Origin of the sequence: Clostridium sp. SHJSY1 (assembly GCF_031626875.1) — a bacterium.
In the GTDB taxonomy this organism is placed as follows: Bacteria; Bacillota; Clostridia; order Clostridiales; family Clostridiaceae; genus Clostridium.
In genome coordinates, this window is sequence record NZ_JANDMF010000024.1 from 19,286 (window position 1) to 37,116 (window position 17,831).

Below are 17,831 nucleotides of genomic sequence, written 5' to 3' on the forward strand. Positions count from 1 at the left end.
TTGTTGTTAAATTAAGCTAGATATTATTTTTAGTTGTGATATAATAATAAAAATAATATTATTGGGGTGGTGTTTTTATGCGAAAACTAGATGAAATACTTAATTATAATAGTAAATTTGTTGAAGACAAAACTTATGAACAGTATGCAACGTCAAAAAATCCAGATAAAAAAATAGTTGTTGTATCTTGTATGGATACTAGATTGACAGATTTATTACCAAAAGCTTTGAATCTTAAAAATGGAGATGCTAAAATTATAAAAAATGCAGGGGCTGCAATAATGCATCCATTTGGAAGTATAACAAGAAGTATTATGGTAGCTATATATGAATTTAATGTTGATGAGATTTTAATTGTTGGCCACCATGGATGTGGTATGTGTAACTTAGACACAGGTAAATTAATTAAAAAAATGACAGATAGAGGGATATCTAATGATGTCATAGATACATTATTTCATTCTGGAATCGATGTTGAAAAGTGGTTAGTAGGATTTCATTCTATTGAAGAATCTATAAAAGATAGTGTTGAGCAAATAAAAAATCATCCTTTAATTCCTAAAGATATTATTGTACATGGATTGGTAATATCTCCTGAGACAGGAAAATTAGATGTAGTTGTTAATGGATATAAAGATAAATAACTAAATAATAAAAGAGCATATCTCTGATATGCTCTTTTATTATTATGTAATATATTTACATTGACATGAATAATGAGAACTGTTATTATTTAATACATACTAAACTTATATAACATATATGAGTTAAATAAAACAATAGGAGGAGAATTATGGATAGTACATTTTTTACAAATTTTATTATGCTTACTAGCATTAATACGATATTATTTATAGTGATTTTAATAGGAATATTTTTTGGAGCTAGAATATTAGAGAAGAAAAAGTTTAAGTTTTCAACACGTATGATAATATCTACTCTTATAGGACTAATTCTTGGATTAGTTATTCAACTAGTTGCTGGATTTCCAAATGATGTATCAGAGGTTAAATGGATATCAGAAGTGATAAAGTGGTATAGCTTATTTGGTAATGGGTTTATGTCTTTATTAAAAATGTTAGTTGTTCCATTAGTATTTCTTTCAATTTTAAAAGTTATTATAAATATGAAAGAGCAGCAAAGCTTAGGAAAGATTACGGGAAGATCAATGTTTGTGCTTTTGGGAACAACAGCAATTGCTTCAATAGTAGCTATTATTATTGGTAGTCTATTCAAATTAGGAGTAGGGGCAGAATCAGTACAAGGCAAAGCAGAAATGAAAGAAGTTAGTTCTTTTGTAGATACATTATTAGGACTTCTTCCATCTAACCCAGTTAAGGCTATGGCAGATGCTAATATAGTGGCAGTTGTTATATTTGCAGCTTTTATAGGAATAGCAATTAAGAGGTTAAACAAAAAGCATTCAGAAATTATAAAACCAGCTGTAGATTTGATAGAAGCATTTTATAAAATAATGACAAGTGTAGCAATGACAGTAATTAAATTTATGCCATATGCAGTAATACCATTATTAGCTAATACAATTGCAGGTAAAGGAATATCAGCTATATTAAATGTAGTTAATTTCATAATTGCATTATACATAAGTGTTATAATAGTATTCATTATTCATTTAGTAATAATTGCATTGAATGGTTTAAACCCAATTAAGTATGTGAAGAATGTTATTGAGCCATTAATCTTAGCATTTACTTCACGTTCTAGCCTTGGAACATTACCAGTTACAATAGAAACTTTAACAAACAAAGTAGGAGTTGAAAATGGTATTTCAAGTTTTGCAGGAAGTTTAGGTGCTAATATTGGAATGAATGGATGTGCGGCTATATATCCAGCATTAATGTCAATAACTATTGCAAATATGTCAGGTACACCAATGGATTTTAGTTTTTATGCTATGTTAGTAGTTATAATTGTAATTAGTTCTCTAGGAATTGCAGGATTACCTGGAACAGCAATAATGTCAGTTTCGGTTGTAATATCAGGTATGGGAATGGGATCATACTTTCCATTAGCAGGAGCTATATTAGCAATAGATCCTATTTTAGATATGGGAAGAACTGCACTTAATGTTAATGGTTCAATGGTTGCAGCTGTTACAGTAAGTAACTCTCTTAATGAATTGGATAAAGAAATTTTCAATAATAATTAGTAGACAAGCTAAAAGAAGGTTAAACCAATTGGGTTAGCCTTCTTTATAATATTAATAATATTAAAAGTGAGAGTCGATTTCTTCACTTTGAATTCTTTTCAGGTCTTTTAATCTTAAATGAGTCTTTTCCATGATTTTTTCAAAAGGTTCACCAGCAATAATCATGTCCTTTGCAATTTTATGTAGTTGTACATCATCTTGAGTATTCATTTTTATCAACCTCCTATCATTATCTATTTTGTGATAACAGAAGGGATTTATTCATTAATAAATTGTTTAGTTTTTCCCATCATATAAGCAAGTTTTATGATTTCTTTTTCTTCGTTAGTCATTTCTCTTCTATAAATTTTTTCAAATTGATTAATTAAAGCAACTGTGTTAATAGTTTCTTTTATAGAGGAATTTCTTTTGGTAAGTGGATATGAATATAATTTAGGCCTAATTTTTTTATTATTAATTCGTTTAAAAACTTCAGAAGTATAGTAGGCGTCATTTAAAGCATTATGAAATTCATCTTGGCTAAGTATATTAAAAGTAGTAACTGCATTTTTTAAACCTATTTTACAACCTGTAGGATAATTACAATATTTTGAAGCATACTTTTGAATATCAATATATTTTTTTGACAGATTTGAATCTGACAAGTTATGAAATCTTATGTTTTTTATAAATTGTGTTATATCATCACATCCCCATACTCCCCAAATTATATCATTTGTCCCTATAAAGTCTAAGAAGTTTTCATATATCTTAGGAAAGGTTTCACATATGCTAACCTGAGCTGTAGTAATACTTGTTAAATCTTCCACATAAGGATGGATAGTAGTATGTACAGTAGGTTTAACTAATGAATTAAAGGAACCTATAGTTTCTAACTGTTCATTAAGCTTTAAAGCACCTATTTGAATAATTTCGAACATTAGAGAGGGAGATTTAGTATTTTTATTATCAGGATGTTTTTGATTAAATTCTAGATCAAATATTATATAATTCATTTTAAATCTCCTAAATTCAAAGTCAATTTATAAATATATATTAAAGCGGTTTGTGTAATATATCAAGGTATTTTACAAATTTATATAATTTATAGGTTGGAATATCATATAGAAGTTTATGATATAATTAGTTAATTGTTTTAGGTTTTTGTATCAATTATTGTTTATTGAAAATTAATAAAGTAAAATATAACTAGAGTATAAAATTGTAAATAATATGAAAGTGGGTGCTATAGTTATGGCAGATGAAAGATTAAGTAAACTTGCTAAGTTATTGGTAAACTATTCAACGAAGGTAAAATCAGGAGATAAAGTTTTTGTATCTTGTAATGAAGTGGCAAATCCTTGGCTTGCAGAAGTGGTAAAAGAAGTTATTAAAGCTGGTGGAAATGTAGAATATAAATTGGAATCAGAAGAAGCTAAGAGGATAAAGTTAAAGTATGCTACAGAAGAACAACTTAAAGAGGAAGGTATTATTTTTGAAACTGTTTTAGCAGAAGTTGATGTATGGCTAAGTGCTTGGGCGAGCAGGAATACTAGAAATAACACCAATATTCCTCCAGAAAAGTTGCAAGCATCTACAATAGGAGCTAAAAGATGGAGAAAGAGCTATTCTGAAAGAACTGGAGATGGATCACTTAGATGGTGTGGAACTCAATATCCTACGCTTGCAGATGCACAAGAAGCATCAATGAGTCTTGATGAATATGAAGATTTTGTTTATGGAGCTGGACTTTTAGATAAAGATGACCCTGTAGCAGAATGGAAAAAAATCAGTGCTGAACAAGAAAAATGGGTAAAATATTTAGATACTAAAAGTGAATTACACATAATATCAGAAGGAACAGATATTACTGTAGGAGTTAAGGATAGAAAGTGGATAAATTGTGATGGGCAAGAGAATTTTCCTGATGGAGAAATATTTACTTCACCTATAGAGAATAGTATAAATGGACATATAAGATTTTCTTTCCCTGGAATTTATGTAGGTAAAGAAATAGAAGGAATAGAACTTGAAATAAAGAATGGGAAAGTAGTATCAGCTAAGGCTGAAAAAGGAGAAGAACTTTTAAAAACTTTATTAGAAACAGATGAAGGAGCAAGTTTCTTTGGAGAGGTTGCAATTGGAACAAACTATGGAATAAAAAGATTCACAAGAAATATGCTTTTTGATGAAAAGATAGGTGGGACTATTCATATGGCAATAGGTGATTCTATGCCAGAAGCAGGCGGAAAAAATAGATCTGTAATACACTGGGATATGCTTTGTGATATGAGAAATGGTGGAGAAATATATGCCGATGGTGAGTTGTTCTATAAGGATGGTTATCTAATAGAAGAGGTTTTAAATAATAAATAAATTATATTTAGAATATATTGAAATATAATGAAAGGTGTTAAGGTGTAAATATGGCAGTAAAGATAGTGACAGATAGCACAAGTTATATTCCAAAAGAACTTATTAAAGAATATGATATCTCTGTGGTATCACTAAATGTTATTTTTAATGGAGAGAGTTATAAAGAGGTAGAATTAAATAATGAAGAATTTTACAAGAAGATGGATGAATCAGGGCAAATACCAACATCATCTCAACCAGGAATAGAGGATATATTGAATGTATTCAAAGAAAAAGTAAAAGAAGATAATGATGTTGTTGGAATATTTTTATCATCTAATATGAGTGGTACATTTTCAAGTTCAAACTTAGTTAAAGAAATGATTCTTGAAGAATATCCAGATGCTAAAATTGAAATCATAGACTCAAAGACAAATTGTATGCAAATGGGATATGAAGTACTACAAGCGGCTAGAGCTGCAAAAGAAGGAAAGAGCATTAAAGAAGTAATAGGTGAGGCTATAAAGGTTAGAGATAATAGTAGATTTTTATTTGTACCAGATACATTAACATATCTCAAAAAAGGTGGAAGAATAGGTAAAGCTTCTGCGTTATTAGGGACAATACTTCAAATTAGACCTATACTAACTGTAGAAAATGGAGAAACTACAGTTTTTGAAAAGGTGAGAACAAAAAAGAAAGCAATTGATATGATTGTAAACAAGGTGCTTACAGACGTTAATGAAAGTGAACTAGGAGAAATAATAGTGCATCATATAAATTGTGAAGAAGAAGGCTATGAGCTTGCTAAGAGACTAGAAGAGAAATTAAATGTTCCAGTAACTACTCAATATATAGGACCAATTATAGGTTTACATGTTGGGCCAGGGAGCATAGGGGTTGCATATTATACTAAATAAGGTGTATTTCAAAAATAATAAGTCAATACACTGAATTATTGATTTATTATCTTCTTTTGTATGAGTAAATTAATGAATGAACATGTATAATAAAAGCAGGTAATGGAAACAAATTTGAAATTTGCATTACTTGCTTTTATTTATAGATATGATTTTAGATAATGAAGAGGTAAAAAGATGAAAAAAAATTTTAACATAGAAGAATTTTTTATTAAGTACCCATATATTAATGAAAAGATTACTGAAAACAATATAGATGTTAATAATTTAAAAGAAATTTATGATGATTATATGGAGTGTAAACTTTCTTATGAAAGTCAAGCTGATTTTATAGCTAATATACTTAGATCTCAAAGTATGGTTCATTCAGTTAAGTCAAGAATTAAAGATCCTGATAGATTAATAGAAAAAATAATAAGAAAAACAGAAAATAGAAAAGAAAAGTATTGTAGTGATTTTCAGTTTACAATAGATAACTATAAAAATGAGATAAATGATCTAATTGGAATAAGAGTTATACATATATTTAAAGATCAATGGCAAGATATTCATGAATTTATAATGAATACTTGGAATGTTATGGAGGTAACTGCAAATGTAAGAGAAGGAGATAACACTGAAATATTTAGAGAGTTAAATATAGAGGTATGTTCAAGAATATCTGGTTATCGTTCTGTTCATTATTTAGTAGAATTTTATCCTACTAACAAAAAGGTAATTGCTGAAATTCAAGTAAGAACAATATTTGAAGAAGGTTATGGAGAGATAGATCATAGATTAAGATACTCTCATGATAAAATTCCTGAAATATTACAATCAAATTTATTACTATTTAACAGAATTGTTGGAAGTGCAGATGAAATGGCTTCGCTTATAAACAACTTGGGGAAAGAATGGGGTAATAAAGAAATATATTATAAAAATCTATTAGAAAAACAACGTTTAGAGATAGAGAGATTAAATAATATGGTAGAAGAAAGGGAAAGAACTTTGTAAATAAATATAAGAGACAATCAAAAAAAATATAGAAGCTTTTTAATAGCATTAGTTTCTATGTTGTAGAATTTTAATTATATTATGTTGTATAATGAATCTTATTAGTGTAAAGTTTTATTATTAAACAAGGATATTATATAATAATTAATTATATATAGATAAAAAGTAAAATGGTTTTGTATATTTATAAGCAAAAGGAGAGAAAGAAATGAACAATAATAAAGTGAAACCCAGTATATTACCAGGATTCATGGAATTACTACCAAAAGAACAACAAAAATTTAATGATATAGTTAATAAAATTACAAAAGTATATGCAGAAAATGGGTGTCTGCCAATGGATACACCAATAATAGAAAAATCAGAAGTTTTACTTGCAAAATCAGCTGGAGAAACAGAAAAACAAGTATATAGATTTAATAAAGGAAGTAATGATTTATCTTTAAGATTTGATTTAACAGTACCTTTAGCTAGATATGTAGCACAATATTTCAATGATTTAAATTTCCCTTTTAAAAGATATCAAATAGGAAAAGTTTATAGAGGAGAAAGGAATCAAAGAGGAAGATATAGAGAATTCTATCAATGTGATTTGGATATTATAGGAAATGAAAAACTTAGTATTAGTAATGATGCCTTAGTTATAAGTATGGTATCAAAAGGATTTAAAGCTATTGGATTAAAAGATTATAAATTTCAAATAAGTAATAGAAAGATTTTATCATCAATATTAACTGAAATAGGTGTTACAGAAGCAACAGAAGTAATGATTTTAATAGATAAATACGATAAAATTGGAAAAGAAGAATTTGAAAAAAATCTTAAAGACTTAGTTGGAGAAGAGAAAAGCAATTTTATCAATGGTGTAATGAGTATTTCAGGAAGTAACAGTGAAGTTATAGAAAAACTTAAATCATTAAATTTAGAAAATGAAAAATTTAAATCTGGAGTAGATGAATTAGAAAATGTAACAAAAATGTTAGGTATACTAGGAGTAAATGAAGAGGAATATTTAATAAATTTAAAAATAATAAGAGGATTAGATTATTATACAGGAACAGTTTTTGAAACTTTCTTAATTGACAATGAAGGATATGGTTCGATATGTTCAGGTGGTAGATATGATAATCTAGCTCAAAATTATACAGATAAGCTTTTACCAGGAGTAGGAATTTCTATAGGATTAACTAGATTGTTTTTTGTTCTTGGAGAAATTGGTTTCTTAGATAAATATGAAGTTAAAAATCCAGTAGAGTATCTAATAATTCCAATAGGTGATACATTAGAATATTGTGGAGAAATTTTTAGAAAATTAGAAGGCCAAGGAAAAACTTCTCAAATATATCTTGAAGATGGAAAGCTTAAGAAAAAGCTTAATTATGCTGATAAATTAGGTGTTAATAAAGTTATTTTAGTGGGTGATGATGAAGCGCTAAATAAAGTAGTAAAGATCAAAGACATGATTAGTGGAGAAGAAAGTTTAAAATCAATAAACGAAATATAACAAAGTTTTAATATAATACTCTATTTAAATTCATATTTTGTGAATTTAAATAGAGTATTTTTTTATAAAAATAAATAGTTTGTAGGAAATTTAAGAGGATAATAAATAAATTTTAAATTTAGAATTAGTACAGTCAATATTGTTCTTTTTTAATTAATTCCAAAAAAGTTATATAAATAGATACTAGGATTATTTATTTATAGATAGAAAGTATCTACTATAAATAAAATAGGAAAATTGCATATAACTATAACTAGTAATATTAATTTAAATACCTAAATAATTAAATTTTATTTAATAAAAATTAAATAAAAAGGAGTGGTACAAATGAAAAAGAAGTTGATTGCAGTAGTAATTGGAGTTTCATTATTTTATGAAATGGGAATTACGACTAATGCATTAGAGAGTAGTACTACTGGATATTCATATTCAGAGCAAAGTAATACTGAAAAGGATATAGTAAGAAAAAAAGGATTAATTAGATATCTTTTTGATGGTGGTTATAATAATCTTACAGAGGGTGTAAAAAGCTTCTTTCAGCAAGCATTTGGAGAAGAAACACAATTGAATAATATTACAAATGATAATTTACAGTTAGATATAGGAAATAGCATAAAAGAAGATGAAAGTAATAAAGAAACAGTAGATAATTCTAAGGATAATATAGAAGTTCCTCAAGTAACAGAAACAGAGGAAAATAAACAAAGTTTACAAGAACAATCCCAAACAACTGAACCAACACTAATAGAACCAGCTCCAGAAACAACACCAACACCAGAACAAACAGCACCATCAGAACAGCAAGTAACACCAGCACCGACAACACCAGTCCAAGATCAAACAACAAAAGCACCAACAGAACCATCAAATAGTAGTCAAACACCAAATACAACTACTACACCAGAACAAACACCTGCAGCTACAAAGACTACTAATGATAAGTTTATGGCTCAAGTGGAGCAAGCAATATTTAAAAAGGTAAATCAAGAAAGGGCTAAAGCTGGAGTAAAAAGTTTGTCATACAACAAGACTATGGAGAAATATGCCAGAATTAAATCTCAAGATATGGGGGATAGAAAATATTTTAGTCATCAAGATCCACAAGGAAAACTTATAACAGCAAAGATGCAAAAAGATGGAGTTAAATATAGCGCTTGGGGAGAAAATATTGCCTACATAGGAGGAATATCAGATCCAAATGCTTTAGCTAATCAATTTATGAAGAATTGGATGAACTCCTCAGGTCATAGAGCTAATATTTTATCTAATAAGTTTTCAGGGATAGGTGTAGGAGTATATAAAATTGGAAACAAAGTTTATGCAACACAAGAATTTATTAGATAAAAATACAAAAAGTGAGCTATTCAAAATGGAAAGTTAACTTGTATTTTGAATAGCTCACCTATAGTATATTTAAAACTAGATTAAATTTTTAAATATTTATCCATAGATTCAGAAATTTGCTTAGCAGTTACAACAGCTTCAATAACAGTACTAGCACCATGAGCTACATCACCACAAGCAAAAACTCCTTCACGAGTTGTTTGTCCATTTTCATCAGTTAGAAGTAATCCACCTCTTTTAACTTCTAATCCTGGATTGTTTTTTACAATTGTATTTCTAGGAGTTTGACCAACTGCGATTAAAATAGAATCACACTTATACAATTTTTCAGTATTATCTACAGTAATGATAGAAGTGCTTCCATCATCATTTTGAACTTTTTTGGTATCAGCTAATATTATGCCTTCATCAACTATTTTAACAGGGGCTTTGAAGGTGCTAAAAGTAATATCATCTTCCCTTGCTTCTTGAATTTCTTGTTTAGTTGCTGGCATATCTTCAATGTCACGTCTATAAGCTATACATACATTCTTTGAATCATAATGTTTAGCTGTTCTAGCCGCATCCATGGATACATTACCTGCTCCTAAAACTATTACATTATCTCCAAGATCATATAGTTTAGGACTTCTTAAATAATCAATAGCATAATGCACATGACCTAAACTTTCACCAGGAATACCTAAAGCTCTTGGATTCCAAACTCCTGTACCAATAAATATTGATTTGTAACCATCTTCAAATAATTTATCCAATGTTACTACAGGACCTACTAAAGAGTTAATTTTAATTTTTACGCCTAAGTCCTTTAAATGTTTTTCAAGAAGTGTAATATATGTTTTTGGCAACCTAAAATCAGGTATACCATAAGTTAAAATACCACCTATTTTCTCATTTTTCTCAAATATAGTAACTTCATACCCTTTTTGGGCTAATTCAAAAGCAACTGTTATACCAGCAGGACCTGAACCTACAACAGCAACTTTTATTCCATTACTTCCAGGTTTTTCTAATTTAACATTTTCAAGATAACTAGTAGAAATATCTTTTTCTATATCATGAAAACGTACAGGTTCTCCTTTTATTCCTTTAATACAGTTTCCTCTACATTGATCTTCGTGAGGACATACTATTGCACATAAAGCTGATAATGGATTATTCTCAAAAAGAATTCTTCCAGCTTCCTCAGTGTTGTTTTCTTTGTAAAGTGTTATTATTTCAGGAATTGGAGTATTAATTGGACAATTTTTTTGACATCTAGCATTCTTACATATAAGGCATTTATTAGCCTCATTTAAAATATTATTCATTTACTCACCTACTTATATGTTATGATATCATTTGCTTTGAATAAATATCACCTTTTGTATATAATAAAATATACAAGAAATTAAATCAACCAGTAAAATATATTTGTTAGAAGGATTTTAGTTGAAGAAAACACAAATTAAGGGGAATAAGTGTGGGAGAACAAGAAAATCGTTACTATTTGTAACAAGTATAGTTTTAATCATAATGATTTGGAAGGTAATCTAATAACAGTTAAAAGTTTAATGATAAAGCTTATGCTACTCAAGAATTTTTTAGATAATATGATAAATTTTTAAGGAGGGTACTAGTTGAAAAAAGGAAATTTAAATTTTAAGAAAAATAGAAAGCTAAGAAAGTTTGTATTATGTGTAATAGGAATATTTTTAGTACTTTGTGCTGGTATATTGTTATGGATGAGTAAATCATATAAATATGAAGGAGTTGCAGCAGCAGCGCTTAAAAGTAATGATGTTATAAAAGTAAATGATGATAATTATATAACTTTTACACCTCAAAATGAAACATCAACAAAAGGTTTGATTTTTTATCCAGGAGCTAAGGTTGAACCAGAAGCATATTCTCCAATGTGTAAAAAAATAGCTGAAGCGGGATATAAAGTGATTATAGTTAAAATGCCATTAAATTTTGCTATTTTTTCACCAGATGAAGCAAAGAAAGTTATTGATTTATATCCAGAGATAGATAAGTGGGCTATAGGTGGACATTCCTTAGGGGGAGTTATGGCAAGTAATTATGCTGCAAAAGATGAAAAGATAAAAGGATTGGTTTTATATGCATCCTATCCTCAAGGTCAGGAACTTGAGGAGGCCGATAAACAGGTATTAAGTATATGGGGAAGTAAAGATGGAGTTGCAGACATAGATAAAATAAAAGATGCTAAACTTCCCAAAGATACAGAGTTTATTGAAATAGATGGTGGAAATCATGCACAATTTGGTGATTATGGAGAACAATCTGGAGATAATGAGGCAACTATAAGTGAAGAAGAGCAAATAAATACAGCAGTAAAAGAAACGATAAAAATGTTAGACAAACTTTAAAGTTAATAAATTAAAATTATTAGAGTAAACAAGGAGCAGATGAATATGGTATTAAATAATATACATCATGTAGCTATAATTTGTTCAAATTATGAAAAATCAAAAGAATTTTATACAAAAATATTAGGATTAGAAGTTATTAGAGAAGTCTATAGAAAAGAAAGAGATTCTTATAAGCTTGATTTAAAGCTTGGAAAAAATCAAATAGAGTTGTTTTCTTTTCCCAATAGTCCAAAGAGATTAAGTTATCCAGAAGCTTGTGGCTTGAGGCATTTAGCTTTTCAAGTTGATAATGTTGAAAAAGTGGTAAAAGAGCTTATAGATAAAGGAATAGAGGTAGAACCTATAAGAGTTGATGAATTTACAGAGAAGACATTTACTTTTTTTAGTGATCCGGATGGATTACCTTTAGAAATATATGAATAAGAAAGGATTTTAAAAATATGTTTGATGTAAAAATGTTTGAAAATATGACTTTAGAAAGTAAATTAGACACTATGCTAATAATGTTAGAGGGATTAGTAGAGGGAGATGACTTAGATTTAACGAAAGCTTGTAATGGAGTAGCTCTTATTAATGCATTGATAGGTAGGGCGAATTGGTGTGGCTTCTATTTTGTGAAAGGTAAAGACCTAATACTTGGACCTTTTCAAGGTATGCCTGCTTGTACAAAGATAGAGATTGGTAAAGGTGTGTGTGGTACAGCTGCTTATAAAAAGGAAACACTACTAATAAAGAATGTACATGAATTTGAAGGTCATATAGCTTGTGATGCAGCATCAAATTCAGAGGTGGTTATACCAATAGTTAAAGATAATGTTTTGTATGGAGTATTAGATTTGGATAGTGATGAATTTGAAAGATTTACAGCAGTGGAACAAAAATATTTAGAAAAAGCTGTAGAGATTATGAATAGACATATAAATTGGGAAAAAATATTTTAATATGAAATAAAAATTGTATAAGAATTTTTATATTAGCACAAAACTACTTTAGAATAGATAAATTTAAAGTAGGAGTGATAATTATGTTTGACAAGATAAAATTGCCTTATGAGTATAATGAATTAGAACCATATATTGATGCTCTGACAGTAGAAACACATTATGGAAAGCATCATCAAAAGTACTTAGATACATTGAATGGGCTTGTGAAGGAAAATGAAGATTTCTTTAAAGGAAAAACATTAAGCCATATACTTGCTAATTTAGATGAAGTACCAGAAAAAATTAGACAAGGAGTAATAAATCATGGTGGAGGAGTAGAAAATCACAATTTATATTTTTCAATATTATCACCTAAAGCAAAAAAATCGCCTGATGGAAAATTTTTAGAAGAGATAAATAAAACTTTTGGTGATTTGGAAAAATTAAAAACACAAATAAGTGAAGCTGCAATTGTACAATTTGGATCTGGTTATGCTTTTTTAGTAAAGGATAAATCAGATAAATTATTAGTTAAGACTGCAATGAATCAAAATTCTCCACTTAGTGAAGGATATATTCCTTTGTTAACAATAGATGTGTGGGAACATGCATATTATTTAAAATATAAAAATTTAAGACCAGATTATGTTAAAAATATATGGAATGTAATTGATTGGGAAAAGATTCAAGGGCTTTTTGAACATTGTGATTGAAAATAAAATATATAAAGAAAACTCCTAAGAAAAGTGTCTTGGGAGTTTTCTCTTTAATAATTTATATTGTTTTAATTATACATATTAATGTTGTTGAAGTAAGGTTTCCAATCGGTTTGAATTTTTTCTTCTCTAATAGTCCAAGTTATATCAGGATTAATTCTAGATGAATTGATAAGGCTAAATTTAGAGGTAAATGAATTTGTAAAAGAATTAAGCAATTCTGGTATCAAGGCTAAAGAAGCGTTGAAATTTTCTAAAGGGGTAGAATCATCGAGAGCACTTCTTGTAGAATAAATTACTTTGTAAAGATCAGCAGTTGATTCATCACATAAGTTGTTTATTTCTTTTTTGAAAGTAGAATCATAGTTACTTGGATAGCTTATTTCTAAGTCTATTCTATAACTAGTATTTCTAGTCTTGACACATGGAATTTCAGTTGTGATACTATTATCATCTATATAGCCTATAGTTTGATTAATAGAATCTTCCTTTACTTCTGGAATATCTAGAGAGGTTAAAGTATAAGTACAAACATCCCTAGTGTTATTTAAGTAATGGTCCTTTTTGTTAATTACAATTGGTTTTGTATATTCTCTAGAATTGCTACATTCTTTACAATAACCATCAGATATAGTTCTATAGCATACAAATGAGTCAATTCTGTTTAAAGATAATCCAAAATAAACCCAATTACGACCTATCCATCTAAATCCTGATACGGAAACTCTACTAACATTAAATAAGAAAGTCCAATAACTTCTGCCATTCTTTTCCCATATATATGTGAACTTATAGAGACAAAATCTTATTGAGTTTGGACTTACTGCTTTAGTTCCTATAGAATCTTTTTCTGAACTAAAGCTTTGAACTCCTTTATCTTTTTTGCTAGGAATATAATTTGGTGGTGGTGAATTAGGCATACCAGGTGGAGTAAAATCTGTACCAGGTGGATTAAAGTTTCCGCCAGGATAATCAAAGTCTGGTGGAGGAAATTTTTTACCAGGGTAATTATTTACGGGTGAAATATTGATACCAGGAATAGGTATAAACGGTGGTTCTCTTTGTAACGATTCATAAGGTACAGGAGAAAATTCAAAATCTACAAAATCCATATCATCTTCGTGAGTATAATCTTCTCTGTTATACATTTATATTAACTCCAATTAAATTAGTTATAAATATTATATTCATAAAAAGGCAATAAGTTGTATGTTTAATTTATAAGTTTAATCACTTGCAAATATACTAAAATTTAACTAAATAATTACTTTTTGTTTAGATTAAATCTAAAAATAAGAGTGTTTTATTACTATATTGAGGAATAAAAGTTGTATACTTGCATAAAATTTAGTAGATATATAATTAAAATCAGTACGAAAATTGACGTTATAAAAAGTAAAATATGTTTGAAATATAACGAATTTGTATACCAGTAAAAATAAAATTGGAGATTAAAGCGAAAAAAATAAGTAGATTTCTGGGAAATAATTTATAGACTTTTAGAAGAATAAAATGTTATTTTTATTCTATTAATCAATGAAATAGAAAGATTTAATTATAAAGCATATAATTATAATCAAAAAAATATTAAATAGTCAAAGAAAAGTGTGGGAAATAAAATGTGAAAAAAATGTAACTAATATACTAATCTTATTGACTTTGGAATAACAAGGTAATATAATAAGACCATGGAAGGAATACGTTTCCAAAGTGTTAATGATTATAAGAAGAGAGGGATTATTAGAATGAAAGACTATGCAAAGTGGATGGCCGATTCAATAATAGCAAGAAATACAGATTTAACAAGTTACTGGGCTTATGAGTTTGGGTTAACATTAGATGGAATTGCTGAAGTTTGGAAACAAACTAAGGATAAAAAGTATTTTGATTATGTAAAAGACGCTATGGATACTTTTATAGGAGAAGATGGAAGTATTAGAGGCTACAGAGTGGATGAATATAACATTGACCACTTAAATAACGGTAAAATTGTGTTGACTTTATATAAAGCAACAAAGGAAGAAAAATATAAAAAAGCTCTAGAATTATTAAGAACACAAATAAATAATCATCCAAGAACTAGAGAAGGTATTTTCTGGCACAAAGAAATATATCCTGAACAAATATGGTTAGATGGATTATACATGGGAGCAACTTTCTATGCAATGTATGTAAACGAATTCGGAGATGTCAAAGAATTTGATGATATAGCTAAGCAATTTATTGTTGCTAAAAGTCATCTAATTGATGAAAAAACTGGATTATTATATCATGCATATGATGATGCGAGAATTCAACCATGGGCTAATAAGGAAACTGGATTATCAAGACATTTTTGGAGTAGGTCAATGGGATGGTATGTTATGGCATTAGTAGATACTTTAGAAGTGCTACCAGAAGACAATAAACATAGAGCTGGAATGTTAAAGATACTTCAAGATACAATTGATGCTTTAGTAAAAGTGGCAGATAAGGATAGTCATGTATGGTATCAAGTATTAGATCAAGGTGATAGAAAAGGAAATTACTTAGAAGCTTCAGGATCTTCAATGATTTCATATGCTATATTAAAGGGTGCAAGACTTGGATACTTAAGAGAAGAATTAAAAGAATTTGGACAAGCTTCATTTAAAGGATTAGTAGATGAATTTATTCTTGAAACAGAAGAAGGTTACATTAATTTAAATAAAATATGCTTTGTCGCTGGACTTGGCGGAAAAGACAATAGAGATGGATCATTTACTTATTATATAAGTGAGCCAATAGTTGCAAATGAACCTAAGGGGTTAGGGCCTTTTGTATTAGCGGCTGCAGAAAATAATTTGTTACAATAAGATGAATTATCTAGTCGTTTATAAATTAAGATAAAACAATTTATTACAATATTAATAAGACAATGTTGATCGTGAGTATTTTAATACTTACGATCAATCCTAAAATTGCCATAAGGTATTATTTATTAAATTGGAGGAGAAAAAATGAAAAGAAAAATAAGCATCAAACACATGATAGGCTATGCATCTATTAATTTCTTAGGAAGTGGATCGCAAAAATTAGTGCAATTATACTTGACAATATTTTATACTCAACTTTGTGATCTTAGTATAGTGCAAGCGGGGTTTATATTCACAGTTACAAGATTTCTTGATGCTATTCTAAATCCAGTAATGGGATTTGTTAGTGACAACTTTGGAAGAACTAAATTAGGTAAACGTTTTGGTAGAAGAAAGTTCTTTGTTTTAATTGGTGCACCATTATCTTTGATTGTGTATCCAATGTTGTGGTCAGTTGGACATTCTTTTGCATACTATTTTATAATGAATATGATTTGGGAAATGGTATTTACTATGATTATAGTTTCTGCAATTGCATTACCTGCAGAAATGGCACAAACTGCAGTTGATAAGACAAAACTTGTTGCTGCTAAGTCATATTGTGGAACACTAGCACAAACTATAGCTGCAGCGGTTCCTGCATATTTGTTTGGTATGTATGGTGAAAATAACCCAACATCATTTCTTTTAACAGGTATTGTGTATGGTGCTGTACTTGCAGTTTCTTTACTTGTGGTTTATGCATTCACATTTGAACGTGACCCAAAAGATATTGTTTATGGTGAGGAAATTCATGGGGTAGGACATGTAATAAAGAAACTAGGATTAGATATATCTTCAAGTGTAAAAGTAAAGTCATTTAGACTTCACACAATTATGATGCTTACAATTGGAGTATATAAAAACTTAGCTGCTACTGTATTTACTTACTATGTATTGTATTGTTTATCATTAACAAAAGAAGCTACAGGTTATATTTCAGCTTTTTCTACATTGATTACTTTTGGAGCTTTAACAGTGTTTATAGGGCTTGCTTATAAATATGGTGGGCCAAAAACTTTCAGAATGTCTTCTACTTTGGTTATGATAGGATGTGTTGGAAGTTTTGGATTAATGTTTATGAAAGGATCAAATTTGTTAATTCCAGCATTGGTTATAGTTCAACTATTTAACGAAATTGGTAAAGGTGGTGTTGACTATATACCAGTATTCCAATTACCATTTATGGCTGATATAGATGAGGCTGTAACAGGAACTAGAAGAGAAGGTATACTTTCAGGTGTTAATGGAGCTATGTCTAAGGTTTCGTATGGTATAGAACAGCTTTTGTTGACTGTTGTATTGGCAGCGGTTGGATTTGTTAAAGGTACTGGTGAACAGCCACAGTCAGCTGTAATAGGCATAGGATTTATGGCTATTGGGGTTCCATTAATATTACTTGGTATTACTTGGGTAGTTTCTATTAAACTAAAATTAACTAAAGAAAATCATAAAATTTTAGTTGATGAAGTTAATAGAGTAAAAGCAGGTGGTGCTAAGTCAGAAGTTACACCAGAAGCTAAAATAGCAATTGAAGAATTAACAGGGTTTGCTTATGAAAATTGTTTTGGAAATAATAATGTATTATACAATTCAAAAAAAACAGTTAATGCATAAAAAATAAACATTTCATATTATACAGGTAAATATTTAAATTAATAAAATATAGTAGATAA

Annotated in this window: 17 protein-coding genes; 13 read left to right on the top strand and 4 right to left on the bottom strand. The window is 28.6% G+C overall.

Going from position 1 to position 17,831, the window contains the following annotated elements; translation table 11 throughout:
* Nucleotides 1–77 precede the first annotated feature (77 nt).
* Both NNC19_RS12105 and NNC19_RS12110 read left to right on the top strand, forming a co-directional pair.
* Nucleotides 78–644 carry a carbonic anhydrase gene (locus tag NNC19_RS12105; protein WP_310938917.1) on the top strand — a complete coding sequence of 189 codons (567 nt, stop codon included), beginning with the start codon at nucleotides 78–80 and terminating at the stop codon, nucleotides 642–644.
* A gap of 149 nt (nucleotides 645–793) precedes the next feature.
* Nucleotides 794–2,170 carry a cation:dicarboxylate symporter family transporter gene (locus tag NNC19_RS12110; protein WP_310938918.1) on the top strand — a complete coding sequence of 459 codons (1,377 nt, stop codon included), beginning with the start codon at nucleotides 794–796 and terminating at the stop codon, nucleotides 2,168–2,170.
* Between the two features lie 60 nt (nucleotides 2,171–2,230).
* Here NNC19_RS12110 and NNC19_RS12115 read toward each other — a convergent pair whose 3' ends face one another.
* Both NNC19_RS12115 and NNC19_RS12120 read right to left on the bottom strand, forming a co-directional pair.
* Nucleotides 2,231–2,380: a hypothetical protein gene (locus NNC19_RS12115; protein ID WP_310938919.1), complete on the bottom strand. Its 150-nt coding sequence runs from the start codon at nucleotides 2,378–2,380 to the stop codon at nucleotides 2,231–2,233.
* 47 nt (nucleotides 2,381–2,427) lie between these two features.
* On the bottom strand, nucleotides 2,428–3,165 hold the full coding sequence (locus NNC19_RS12120; protein ID WP_310938920.1) for a 3'-5' exonuclease: 738 nt from the start codon (nucleotides 3,163–3,165) through the stop codon (nucleotides 2,428–2,430).
* A 238-nt stretch (nucleotides 3,166–3,403) separates the two neighbouring features.
* Between NNC19_RS12120 and NNC19_RS12125 the strand changes: the two genes are divergently transcribed.
* The 5 genes from NNC19_RS12125 (at nucleotide 3,404) to NNC19_RS12145 (ending at nucleotide 9,268) form a co-directional block, all read left to right on the top strand.
* Nucleotides 3,404–4,525, top strand: a complete 1,122-nt coding sequence (locus NNC19_RS12125; RefSeq protein WP_310938921.1) for an aminopeptidase — start codon at nucleotides 3,404–3,406, stop codon at nucleotides 4,523–4,525.
* A gap of 50 nt (nucleotides 4,526–4,575) precedes the next feature.
* Nucleotides 4,576–5,424 (top strand): DegV family protein, encoded by an 849-nt coding sequence (locus tag NNC19_RS12130; protein WP_310938922.1) that lies wholly within the window; start codon nucleotides 4,576–4,578, stop codon nucleotides 5,422–5,424.
* A 177-nt stretch (nucleotides 5,425–5,601) separates the two neighbouring features.
* A complete protein-coding gene (locus NNC19_RS12135; RefSeq protein ID WP_310938923.1) occupies nucleotides 5,602–6,420 on the top strand; it encodes a RelA/SpoT domain-containing protein in 819 nt (272 codons plus the stop codon).
* Between the two features lie 208 nt (nucleotides 6,421–6,628).
* Nucleotides 6,629–7,924 (top strand): histidine--tRNA ligase, encoded by a 1,296-nt coding sequence (hisS, locus tag NNC19_RS12140; protein ID WP_310938924.1) that lies wholly within the window; start codon nucleotides 6,629–6,631, stop codon nucleotides 7,922–7,924.
* Between the two features lie 327 nt (nucleotides 7,925–8,251).
* The gene (locus NNC19_RS12145) at nucleotides 8,252–9,268 is read left to right on the top strand and encodes a CAP domain-containing protein (RefSeq protein ID WP_310938925.1); all 1,017 of its coding nucleotides are present in this window, start codon (nucleotides 8,252–8,254) and stop codon (nucleotides 9,266–9,268) included.
* An 80-nt stretch (nucleotides 9,269–9,348) separates the two neighbouring features.
* Here NNC19_RS12145 and NNC19_RS12150 read toward each other — a convergent pair whose 3' ends face one another.
* Nucleotides 9,349–10,578 (bottom strand): NAD(P)-dependent oxidoreductase, encoded by a 1,230-nt coding sequence (locus NNC19_RS12150; RefSeq protein ID WP_310938926.1) that lies wholly within the window; start codon nucleotides 10,576–10,578, stop codon nucleotides 9,349–9,351.
* Nucleotides 10,579–10,887: 309 nt separating this feature from the next.
* Here NNC19_RS12150 and NNC19_RS12155 point away from each other — a divergent pair, with 309 nt between their 5' ends.
* The 4 genes from NNC19_RS12155 to NNC19_RS12170 all read left to right on the top strand — a co-directional run bounded on the left by NNC19_RS12155 (nucleotide 10,888) and on the right by NNC19_RS12170 (nucleotide 13,279).
* Entirely contained in the window at nucleotides 10,888–11,640 is a 753-nt protein-coding gene (locus NNC19_RS12155; RefSeq protein ID WP_310938927.1) for an alpha/beta hydrolase, read from the top strand.
* A 45-nt stretch (nucleotides 11,641–11,685) separates the two neighbouring features.
* Entirely contained in the window at nucleotides 11,686–12,066 is a 381-nt protein-coding gene (locus NNC19_RS12160) for a VOC family protein (protein WP_310938928.1), read from the top strand.
* A gap of 17 nt (nucleotides 12,067–12,083) precedes the next feature.
* On the top strand, nucleotides 12,084–12,584 hold the full coding sequence (locus NNC19_RS12165) for a GAF domain-containing protein (RefSeq protein WP_310938929.1): 501 nt from the start codon (nucleotides 12,084–12,086) through the stop codon (nucleotides 12,582–12,584).
* An 83-nt stretch (nucleotides 12,585–12,667) separates the two neighbouring features.
* The gene (locus NNC19_RS12170) at nucleotides 12,668–13,279 is read left to right on the top strand and encodes a superoxide dismutase (RefSeq protein WP_310938930.1); all 612 of its coding nucleotides are present in this window, start codon (nucleotides 12,668–12,670) and stop codon (nucleotides 13,277–13,279) included.
* A 71-nt stretch (nucleotides 13,280–13,350) separates the two neighbouring features.
* Here the strand turns inward: NNC19_RS12170 and NNC19_RS12175 are convergent, their stop codons facing one another.
* Nucleotides 13,351–14,430, bottom strand: coding sequence for a hypothetical protein (locus NNC19_RS12175; protein ID WP_310938931.1), 1,080 nt, complete (start codon nucleotides 14,428–14,430; stop codon nucleotides 13,351–13,353).
* A gap of 597 nt (nucleotides 14,431–15,027) precedes the next feature.
* Here NNC19_RS12175 and NNC19_RS12180 point away from each other — a divergent pair.
* Together NNC19_RS12180 and NNC19_RS12185 are read left to right on the top strand one after the other, a co-directional pair.
* On the top strand, nucleotides 15,028–16,116 hold the full coding sequence (locus NNC19_RS12180) for a glycoside hydrolase family 88 protein (protein ID WP_310938932.1): 1,089 nt from the start codon (nucleotides 15,028–15,030) through the stop codon (nucleotides 16,114–16,116).
* 144 nt (nucleotides 16,117–16,260) lie between these two features.
* Complete coding sequence (locus NNC19_RS12185; protein ID WP_310938933.1) at nucleotides 16,261–17,772, top strand: MFS transporter; 1,512 nt, start codon at nucleotides 16,261–16,263, stop codon at nucleotides 17,770–17,772.
* Nucleotides 17,773–17,831 lie beyond the last annotated feature (59 nt).